The organism is Rhodopirellula sp. JB055, from assembly GCF_043100905.1.
Classification (GTDB): Bacteria; Planctomycetota; Planctomycetia; order Pirellulales; family Pirellulaceae; genus Rhodopirellula.
Genome location: NZ_JBICHO010000079.1, coordinates 1 through 10,628 on the forward strand (window position 1 = coordinate 1; position 10,628 = coordinate 10,628).

Sequence of the window (10,628 nt, forward strand, 5' to 3'; positions counted from 1 at the left end):
CATCGGGCTGATGAAGTCATCAAAGCAATGATCGCTGGGACGCAGATGTTGCTTCAGCTTCGCCAAGCATCCCGCAGCGCCGCATCCACGACAAGCCACGGAATCACAGCAAGAATCACATGCAACATCGTCACAACTCCAGGCGTCACATACCGTGTCGTCGCATCCGATCAAACCCAACGGATCGCAACCATCTGACTGCCCAGCCGAAACAAACGATGCCGAACAAAACCCCATGACGACGGCCAGCACCGACGACTTCCAAAAGCGATTCACGATCCATCTCCCGCGTTAGTGGCACGATCGACGGCCGATTCACTGCGTCGGCCGACTCAATCCTGGTGCCCAATTTTCTTGTATGGAACGCTTCGGATCGTGCCGAATCTCAATCGCGGTTCGCTCAGAAACCGCAGTACAGCTTGTCTGACTCGTCCAAACCGAAGATCCGGTTCCATTGAATGGCAGAAGTGTGCGAGAACGTCACGGTTTCGCCCGACAACCTGCGTTGACGCGTGCCAATGTGTTACAGACCACAGCATTTTCCATCTGAACTGCCGAATCGCCCCATCGTCACGCTCAAAAAAGGTAGCGTTCGAATCCCGCGCATCCCGCACATCCGTCGTGAAGGGACCGGCAACTCTGCGGCGGTGGGGGTTTGTGATGACACGGATACCGAATAAAGATTCGAATTCAGCTCGGGCCACTAACCAAGATCAAAAAGCTATGTTAGCAATAGTGACGGTGATTCTTCCCTTTCCCCCATAGTAACGATTGGGAAGCAGGTGACTGGGTTGCCTTCTTTTGACCTCCTTCGGCTCACCTCCTCTCCAGAGAAGGTAGGAATCAGCTGAAATAAACGACTCTTGACCGCGAAGCCATTGCAGATGACCGAATCCAGCCGACAGGCAATTGCCCAAATGAAACAAGAGCAGTTGCCGGTTCCAAGCCATCGGCTGCATAGCTGGCCACACTTTGTGGGTCTGTACGCCGGCGAGCATGTTGCGGCGACCGAATTCGTGATCGGTGCGACCTTCGTCGCCATGGGGGCGTCAACCAGCGACATTCTGATCGGTCTGCTGATCGGCAACATCCTGGCGATTCTGAGTTGGACGCTGATCACCACTCCCATCGCCGTGCAGACTCGACTGAGCCTCTACACGTATCTCGAGAAGATCGCCGGCGATTCGATGACCCGGCTTTACAACTGGGCCAACGTCCTGATTTTCACCGTGATCTCGGCAGCAATGATCACGGTCTCCTGCACCGCCGTCCGCTTGCTGTTTGACATACCGCCTCAGTTGGAATGGTACCCGACCGACGCGTTGTTCGTCGCCGTGGTCCTCGCGGTCGGAATGATCGTGGTTCTGGTTGCGATGTACGGATTCAACGCGGTCGCAGAATTCTCCGGACTGTGTGGCCCCTGGTTGGTCGTGATGTTTGTCAGCGGAGCGTTGGTGCTGTTTCCAGCTCTCGCCGAATCGGTGCTAGGAAAGACGACGCTGACAGGCTTTCAGGACTTCCTCGTCATCGGTGATCATTCGATTTGGACCGGCACCAATGCAGATGGAGAAACGGGCATCGGATTGTGGGAAGTCGCCGGTTTCGCTTGGGCCGCCAACACGATCACCCACTTCGGTTTGATCGACATGGCGTTGCTGCGATACGCGAAAAAATCGATTTACGGATTGTGCACCAGTGCGGGGATGCTGTTCGGTCACTACATCGCTTGGATCGCGTCGGGCATCATGGGTGCCGGTGCCGCGGTGCTGCTGAAATCCACCATCGTGGAACTGGATCCCGGCGATGTCACTTATCGGGCGTTGGGAATGTCCGGGTACATCATCGTCATCGTCGCGGGTTGGACCACCGCGAATGCGAACTTGTACCGAGCCGGTTTGGCTGCTCAAGCGATCTTTCACACGCGTTCTCGCAAGATGGTCACGTTCACGGTTGGCTGTGTGACCGTTGCCGTCGCATGCTTCCCATTTGTCTTTCGTCAAATCTTGCCGCTGTTGACCTACGCTGGATTGTTGGTCGTTCCCGTCGGAGGGATCGTTTTCGCCGAACACGTGGTGTTCCCGCGAATCGGTTTCACACGGTACTGGGCGAAATTTCGGAACCTGCCGCACAGCACCCCGGCGATCGCGTCCTGGATCGCTGGGTTGCTGTTTGGATTTGGATTGAATGCCATGCAAGTGATGTCGTTCTACTACCTGTTCATTCCAACGTGGGCGTTCACCATCGTTCTCTACACCTTGCTGGCGAAACTCTATGGGGCTGCGGAATCATACCCCGAAGAGGAAGAAAAGGAGCGGATCCTCAACGAAGACATTCGCCAATTTCAACATGAGCAAGCGTTGGCGGAAGGACATCCCGTCGCCGACACCACTCGACAAACCCTGGTTCTTCGCTGGACTTCGCGAGCATGTCTGCTGCTCATTTTCCTGCTGGCATTGAATGTGATGTTCCAAAGTCCAGACATGCAAAACTACACCTCGAACCGCGACCTGTTCTACACTTGGGCATTCGTATTGACGCTCTCGTACTTCGCGACCGCCTATTGGGTTTTGCACCGACAAAAAGCCCTGAATCCACAGCCAAACAACTAGTCCATCCGGTTGGATCACCATGACGAATCAGATGCAAGCCTTGAACGAAGCCAACCTGGCCAAACTGCCCGCAGAACTTTCCCCACCGAAGTATGACCGCCGTCGGTTGAAACCTCGAATCGTACACGTTGGCGTGGGCGGATTTCACCGATCGCACGAAGCCTATTACACGGACGAATTGCTGCGGGCAGACACGTCCTGCGATTGGGGAATTTGCGGCGTGGGTCTCCGAGAGGCCGACGAAAAAATGGCTTCGGTTCTGCGTGAACAGGATCACCTTTACACGTTGATCATTCGCCATCCGAACGGGAACGTTGAAAGTCGAGTGATCGGTTCGATCATCGATTTTATGCTGGGATACGAGGATCCCGAACCGGTGATCGAACGGATGGCCAGCGCCGATACTCAAATCGTTTCCCTGACGATCACCGAAGGCGGCTACAACCTGGACGCGACGACCGGCGATTTCAATTGGAATCACCCCGACGCGCAACACGATCTTGAACACCCGACCAAACCAAAGATGGTATTTGGGTTTCTGACCGAAGCCCTCAAACGACGACGGGATCGCAAACTGCCGGCGTTCACGATCCAGTCCTGCGACAACATCCAGCACAACGGCGACCTGACGCGTAAAACCGTGCTCGGGTTCGCTCGAAAACAAGATCCTGAGCTGGCGAGCTGGATCGAGTCCCACGTTCGTTTCCCCAACGCAATGGTCGACCGGATCACCCCCGTCACCACCGACGTTGACATCGACTACTTAGCTCAAACGCACCAACTTCAAGACCAATGGCCCGTCACCTGCGAACCGTTCTGTCAGTGGGTGGTCGAAGACGAATTCTCCAACGGTCGTCCCTCTTGGGAAACCGTTGGCGCTCAGTTTGTTCCGGACGTCGTCCCTTACGAGAAGATGAAACTTCGCCTCCTCAACGCCGGGCATTCCGTGCTGGGGATTCTGGGATCACTTCATGGTCACCAAACCATTGATGGCTGTGTGTCGGATCCGTTATTCGCGTCCTACCTTCGCCAGTTCATGGATCACGAAGTCACACCGGTTCTGGATCAAGTCGACGGCATTGACTTGGAAGCCTACAAGGACACATTGCTCGAGCGATTCGGAAACCCCAACATCAAAGACGCTCTTTCGCGAATTTGTTTGGAGAGTTCCAGCAAGTTGCCGGTCTTTTTGATCCCGACCATCCAAGACAACTTGGCTCGTGGTGGCAGCATCGCCTTTGCAACGCTGGTCATCGCGGCTTGGTGTTTCTACAGCGACAAACAAACCGACCAAGATGGCAATCCACTTGAGATCAACGACGCTCTTAAAACACCGCTTCACGAGGCTGCCGCTGCAACTCGAAAAGATCCCCTTTCGTTCTTGGAAATCACCGAGGTGTTTGGTGACTTGATCGAGAAGGAAGCGTTCACCAAGCAATACGTTTCGATGGTGGAAACGCTTTACGAAACGACGGACGTTGCTTCGATGATGAAGGGTTTGTTGCAACCGGAATGAGGCCTGGTTGGAGGACATCGAAACCTCGGTTCCACCTTTTGAAGTTGCGCTTTTCTCAAAACCCGAAGCGTCAGCTTTCTCATAACCCGAAGCGTTAGCGAGGGAAAAGCGATGTTGACTTCGCCTCGCTAACGCGTCGGGTTATGAAAAAGCCAATGACTCACGCAAAAGTGCAACTTCATAACCCGAAGCGTTAGCGAGGGAAAAACGATGTTGACGTCGCCTCGCTAACGCGTCGGGTTATGAAAAAATCAATGCCTCACGCAAAAGTGCAACTTCAAAAGTTCCACCCGCACCTGCCCGCTGAACGAGCGCAGGGATCGTTCCCTGATCCCTGCGCACCGATTCTCTTAACCTGCGACTCGTTTTCCTTTCCGGCGGTCAGACCAATCGGTTCTCTGCGAAGATCTGATCAACGGCAGCCAATCGATCGTCCTCGTCTCGTCGTCGGTTGCCATTGTCTTCTGCGAACGAGTCCTCGACTGGTCGCTGTCTTCCGTCGCCGCGATCGTTATCCTGACCACCTCGGCCTCTATCGTCGTCCATCGTCGCCAGTTGTCCATCATCCGGCGTGGCTACCGCGAACTCAGAAGCGACCGACGCAGCGACGGATTGCCCGACCTCTTGGCCGATGAGATCGTCGAAGTCAAAGTGGATCCCCAGATAGACTCGGCTACGACCATTCTCCGCCATCGCTTCGCTGAATGAATCGAAGGTTCGCTCGGCGTCATCCAATTCCAACCCGTAGGCTGCTTGCAATTCAGGATCTTCAAGCAGGATTTCGAGCTCTTCGGACGAAACCGTGAACGAGATGTCGTCTGTACCATAGAATTCTTGCAGGGTACCAAACAACGCTCCACCGAATGTAGCGTGTCCGGAGATATAGGTCGGGAACTGAGGCGTGAAGCCAACAATGTCGTCCCCACCATCGGGCGCCCCGAGAGCGGTCCACTCTGCATCGCCTTCGGTCAATGCGTTTCCGTCGAAATCGCCTTCTTGAATCGCCGTGACCGGACGCCAGAACTCCTCATTGAACTTGGTGGTCCACGCGACAACAGAAGCGTCCGCCATCGCAACCGAAGCCTGAGCGAACAGGGCCGCATTTTCCTCAAACGAGTTGCCTTCTTGCACCGCGACCGATTCCAACACGTCATTGAACAGCGACAACGGCGTGCCCAAGCCTTCTCGGTCATAGGCCCAAAAGATCCCCGCTTCGGTTTGATCCGCCGTTCGGGTCTCGCTGTCGACTGCCCCTAACTCCAGCACTTCGTTGTAGGACTCGGCGTATTCCTCACTGGCCAAATCGGGTGGCGAATCAGGCGTGTACGCATCCGCGTCGCCGATTGCGAATGTGTCAACATCGCCCCAACCAGGTCCCCAGACCGGAACGTCGGGGTTCAGCGGGTCGGGTTGAAAGGCCCCGACTTCATCGGTGTAGGTGTACTCCTCGATTGCATCGGAACCATCGTCCGCACGATTCGCCAACACTGTGTTGCCGACTTCTTCACCGACAATCAATCCTGCTTGCGTTTCCGAATTGTCTCGGTAGGTTGCCAACACATCGTCGTAGAACGAATCGATCGTTTCCTGTTGGGCGGAATACAACGAACTCAAAACGGAGTACGCGGCGCTCGATGCGGCGGCCTGGGAAGAGACATCGCTGGACGAATTGGTCAGCGACGAGTCGTAGTCATAAAACGCAATTTCTGAATCCCCCGATGCAATTGCGACGGAATCATAGATCGCGACGTTCAACATCGCCATCGCTCGCGATGCGTACCCTGGGTTCTGATAGTCCTCGCTGTTGGACGTCAATTCATTGAATAGATTGTTCCAATCCAGCACCGCGTCACCCGTCAACTCAATCGCTGAATCCGATTGGTCCCCAGGGATCGTTTCATCCGTCGTGGAGTCGTCGTCGTTGGAATCTCCCGAATCCGATTCGTTGGAATCTGAATCACCGGAATCCATCTCGGCATTGTCATCATCGCCTGAACCGCCCCCATCATCGCGTCCTCCTGGATCATTCCGTCCGTCGTCACCACGATTCAAGCGATTGATCACCATCAAAGCATCCAAAGCACTGTGGCGACCATCGTTGTTGACGTCAGTCATTCGACCTCGCCCGACTTCATCACTGAAGTCCCCCGCCTGTTCGCGGTTCATTCGGTTGATGATCGTCAACGCATCCACCGCAGTGACTTGAGCATCCTCGTTGACGTCCTCAGGCATCGCTTCGTTATGAAAGATGTTGGCCGCCATCAAATTGCGTCGTTCCAAGGATTCCGACCTCAGCTTTCTGCGAGTCGTTCGGCGAACCTGCTTTCGCGGGCGGGTTGATTTCGAGGCTCCGAACAAACGATTCCAACGTGATGACATGACAATCCCCGTGCAGCACTGAAGAGAAGAAGAGTTGGCAGCCGTTCCGAATCGTCGCCAGGACAACGATTTGGACTTTGCCTGTTCTCATAGGAATTAATTCGCGAAAAATTGTCACGTTTCGTCAGATTCTTCGAAACCATCCCACCGCCGGGATCCCAGACCGATCGCCAATGGGGATTCGGCGTTCAACGGGACGCGTCTCAAACCTTCATCACGAATACCCCATGGCACTAGGAAGCTTGGAGGAATTGGTTGACAATACGGGGAATGATGTTGGCAAGGTGCTCGACGTCTCCCCTTCTCCCTGCGTGTTTCTGCGAGTCTCCGGTGTTACCACTTTCTCCCATGGGGCAGCAAATCGCCCAGACACTGTCCAATCGTCATGGTTTCTCGGTCGACGCCGTCGCTCAAATGTTGACGGCGGTTTACAACGGGAATGGGAGCATGGCCCAGTTCTCACACCCTGAATTTGGTGGATCAGGGCAATGGATGGCGGGAGGCATGATGATGATTGGCGACATGTTCAATCAGAATCTGAAATATCGTGTTGCAGCTCTCTGCGAAGACTGTGCTCGATCGATCGCCGAAAACCAATCCGGAACGAACAGCGGCGTCTTCCAATCGCAAAGCCAAAGCGGCGGATCAAATTACCAAGACCAACAGGCGGGTGGAGGTTCGGCGTCCAACAGTTTGTTCGCCCCTGACCCTCGTCGAAATTGGTGGCCGCAAGAATTGGGGTCACCGTCGGCCAGCGGGTCGCAAGACCAAATGCGATATGCCTACTTTGCCGGTCCTCATCGTTTGGCCGTCGCGACAGGCGATGACGTCTGGGTCTACGACACGTTGCAACACAGCATCGGTGGATTCAGCCAACAACAATCAGCTGACGGGTCAATCACCTTCACTAGCCAGTTCGGCGTCGTCCCGCTGTCGACACTTCCCGTTGTCAGTCGCAATGGAGTCGACCAAACCTCCCAAACGGCACCGGCACCCGAGCCAGCCCCAACGCCTCCTCCCGTGCTGCAAGAATCACCCGTCCCAGCACAGCAGCCCACTGCTCCAGCGCCTGCCGCCGATACGCCCGCCAACCCGAACGACGTGTTCGACACGATCAATCGCCTCGGCGGATTGCTCGACAAAGGCTACATCACCCAAGAAGAATTTGATCGGAAGAAGTCTGACCTGCTCGATCGAATCTGATCAAACGAGCGCGAACGAGATGCACCGACATCGCCCCGGACGAGCCGGCGTGAGGAATGTTGATGGCTCTTAAGCATGATGCGAACGGAGGGGAGTGAACTCGGTTGCAACGTGGCTTGGCTGTTCAGCGCTGCCCAACGGAACAGTTGGGGACAACTGTTCGACTCTGGCGCATCGCGAACGAGCTGCACTGCAATCGCGAGCCTGCATTTCAATGCAGCCCGTAGCGGTTCATCTTGTAGTGCAATGTTCGGACGCTGATCCCCAGAGCCTTTGCCGTTCGCTCTCGGTGGAAATCTTTCGCGGAAAGAGCTGATTCGATTCCGGTTCGCTCCGCCATCTCGGTGATTTCATTCAAGGTTCGAATCGTGGTGCCAGGTGCGATCGGTTGCGTCTGATGCTCCTGAGGCAAATCGCTGCGTTCAATCGTGTCCGCCGCGACTGTCACGACCATCCGTTCAATGTGGTTCCGAAGTTGACGCACATTGCCAGGCCAACTTGACGCGACCAAGGCATCCATGGCTTCGGCCGTCAACGATTTCAAAGGACGCCCGTGTCGATTGCAAAACCGGGATAAGAAGTGTTCAATCAACAACGGAATGTCTTCTCGGCGATTCCGAAGCGGAGGCACCTCGATGGGAACGATGTTCAATCGGTAATAAAGATCATCGCGGAACGTTCCGTCCTGCACCAATGTCATTGCATTGCGATTGGTTGCTGAAATGATTCGCGCCGTTGACTGAAGGGTTTGCTCGCCACCAATACGTGCGAATTGTCCGGTCTCCAAAACACGCAGCAAATCCACCTGGCTCTTGGCCGGGATCTCGGTGATCTCGTCCAAGAACAACGTTCCACTGTCAGCCTGTTCGAAACACCCCGGTTTTTGCCGTGACGCTCCGGTGAAGGCGCCTTTTTCGTGCCCAAACATTTCACTTTCCAGCAAACTCTCCGGCAGAGCACCTAGGTTGACCGCGACGAACGGGGCATTCGACCGAGCACTCAAGTCATGAATTGCTCGTGCGATCAATTCCTTGCCAGTCCCACTTTCGCCCTGAATCAAAACGGTTGCATCCGTCGATGCAACCTGGCGAACCTGCTTGAGTAACTCCTGGAACGTTTGGCAGTTGCCAATGATTCCAGCCATCTCGCCGGCTTCCGCCAACTTCTCCTTCAAATGATGGTTTTCGTGTTGCAACCGGTGATGCTCTGCCGCCTTCGCGACCTGCTGACGAATCAGGTTCAAATCGATCGGTTTGGAGATAAAATCGAACGCGCCCGATTTCATGGCATCGACCGCTGACTCCACGGTTCCGTTCGCGGTGATGATGATCGACATGACTCCCGGATCCCGCTGCTTGATCAATCGAACCAGGTCCACTCCATTCCGATCGCCGGGCATTTTCACGTCGGCGATCACAAGCTGAAATTTCCCGGCATCGAACTTGTCGAGCGCTTCATTGACTGAACTGGCCGTTTCAATGTGGTCACAACTCTTTTCGAGTCCGCGAGCCAAGCCAGACCGAATGTTCGGCTCGTCGTCCACGATCAACAGATGAAGTTCATTGTCCATTTCTAAATCGACTTCGACTTGGCGGGAGGTTTCAGTGCGAGCTGTTTGATGAGCTGGCGGATGGATGGCAATGATTGCCCAAGACGTTCGACTCTTCGGCTGAGACCTAACGCAGACCCGAAGTGACCGCGTGGCTGAAAAGGCAAATGGCAGACCAAAACGGTGCAATCAGGCTCCTGCCCCATCCAAGAACGCAACCAACCGGCCCAACTCATCCGGTTTCGTTCGCCTGAGCGGAACTGCGCCCCTTTCGACACGCCGGAACGTTCTATCTCGGACGCAAGCGTGGGCAACCGATGCACCAACGAACGAACGTTCCAAATGCAATCACCTGCAGCTTCCATGCAGAAACTTGCATTCCCGCTGGATTGCAATCGAATGACGTGAAAACAATGTTGCCGCATTCCGCACCGTTCTGGGCTGGATAAGCGTCCCTTCCGTGGCGATCAAATTTCGACCTCGGCCCATCAATTGCATTTTCGCGGAGTCCTTCACAATTTCGATCCCTTTATCGAATAGGTCCAACCACGATGAGTGTCCGAGTCCCCGCGATAGAACGACGTGTTGACGAGAGAGTTTTGAAATGGATCCATGCGGAACACAATGCACAAGAAATCCCCCCATCGGATGCCAACAAGCGGCTCGGTCCCTACATCACCATTTCAAGAGAGGCCGGGGCGGGAGGCAGTGAACTGGCACAACGCGTCGCCGAAAAACTGCAATGGGACCTGCTGGACCAACAGATCGTCGACTACATGGAACAGCAATACGGAACCCCAAGATGCTTGATCCAGCGTGTCGATGAAAAGCACGAAAGCTGGCTCAGCGAAATATTGACCTCCCGAATTGGCGGTCTGGGATTCTCGGAATCCACCTTCACTCACCGTGTCTCGAAACTCGTTCTACTGGCTGCTTCGCACGGGAACGTCGTCATTGTCGGTCGAGGAGCGAAGTACATCCTGCCTCCACAGCAAGGCGTGTCGGTTCGCGTCGTCGCACCTCTGAAACTTCGCATCCAACGCGTCATGTCAGAACGGCATCTCTCGGAGCGTGAAGCTCGTCACTGGGTCCTGAACAGAGACCGTCAACGGCGGAACTACATCCGAGAACATTTCCGTCAGGACGAATCGGATCCTCATCTCTACGACTTGGTTTTGAATGTCGGCATCGTCTCGCTAGACGAAGCTGCTGACATCATCATCGACTCTTCCCGACGATTGACTGACCGCTTCACCGAGTCGACTGTTCACTAAGCAGGCCGGCAGGAATGAACAGGTAGAACCTCACGTAGGCGAGTCTCTCTGAGACTCGCAAATGCCAGCGTCTCGAAGAGACGCCGCTACGTGATCAC

Annotated in this window: 6 protein-coding genes and 1 pseudogene; 4 read left to right on the forward strand and 3 right to left on the reverse strand. The window is 54.9% G+C overall.

Features of this window, described 5'->3' with window-relative positions; translation table 11 throughout:
- Positions 1-276, reverse strand: a pseudogene (locus ACF8AM_RS03005) (hypothetical protein); the annotation flags it as partial.
- Positions 277-884: 608 nt separating this feature from the next.
- Between ACF8AM_RS03005 and ACF8AM_RS03010 the strand changes: the two are divergent.
- Both ACF8AM_RS03010 and ACF8AM_RS03015 read left to right on the forward strand, forming a co-directional pair.
- On the forward strand, positions 885-2,609 hold the full coding sequence (locus tag ACF8AM_RS03010) for a purine-cytosine permease family protein (RefSeq protein WP_392554211.1): 1,725 nt from the start codon (positions 885-887) through the stop codon (positions 2,607-2,609).
- A gap of 19 nt (positions 2,610-2,628) precedes the next feature.
- Entirely contained in the window at positions 2,629-4,125 is a 1,497-nt protein-coding gene (locus tag ACF8AM_RS03015; RefSeq protein ID WP_392554212.1) for a mannitol dehydrogenase family protein, read from the forward strand.
- Between the two features lie 381 nt (positions 4,126-4,506).
- Here the strand turns inward: ACF8AM_RS03015 and ACF8AM_RS03020 are convergent, their stop codons facing one another.
- Complete coding sequence (locus tag ACF8AM_RS03020; RefSeq protein ID WP_392554213.1) at positions 4,507-6,504, reverse strand: dockerin type I domain-containing protein; 1,998 nt, start codon at positions 6,502-6,504, stop codon at positions 4,507-4,509.
- A 348-nt stretch (positions 6,505-6,852) separates the two neighbouring features.
- Between ACF8AM_RS03020 and ACF8AM_RS03025 the strand changes: the two genes are divergently transcribed.
- Complete coding sequence (locus ACF8AM_RS03025; protein WP_392554216.1) at positions 6,853-7,707, forward strand: SHOCT domain-containing protein; 855 nt, start codon at positions 6,853-6,855, stop codon at positions 7,705-7,707.
- A 211-nt stretch (positions 7,708-7,918) separates the two neighbouring features.
- Here ACF8AM_RS03025 and ACF8AM_RS03030 read toward each other — a convergent pair whose 3' ends face one another.
- Complete coding sequence (locus ACF8AM_RS03030) at positions 7,919-9,277, reverse strand: sigma-54-dependent transcriptional regulator (RefSeq protein ID WP_392554214.1); 1,359 nt, start codon at positions 9,275-9,277, stop codon at positions 7,919-7,921.
- A 578-nt stretch (positions 9,278-9,855) separates the two neighbouring features.
- On the opposite strand from ACF8AM_RS03030, the gene ACF8AM_RS03035 reads away from it, so the two are divergent.
- Positions 9,856-10,530, forward strand: coding sequence for an AAA family ATPase (locus tag ACF8AM_RS03035; RefSeq protein ID WP_392554215.1), 675 nt, complete (start codon positions 9,856-9,858; stop codon positions 10,528-10,530).
- Positions 10,531-10,628 lie beyond the last annotated feature (98 nt).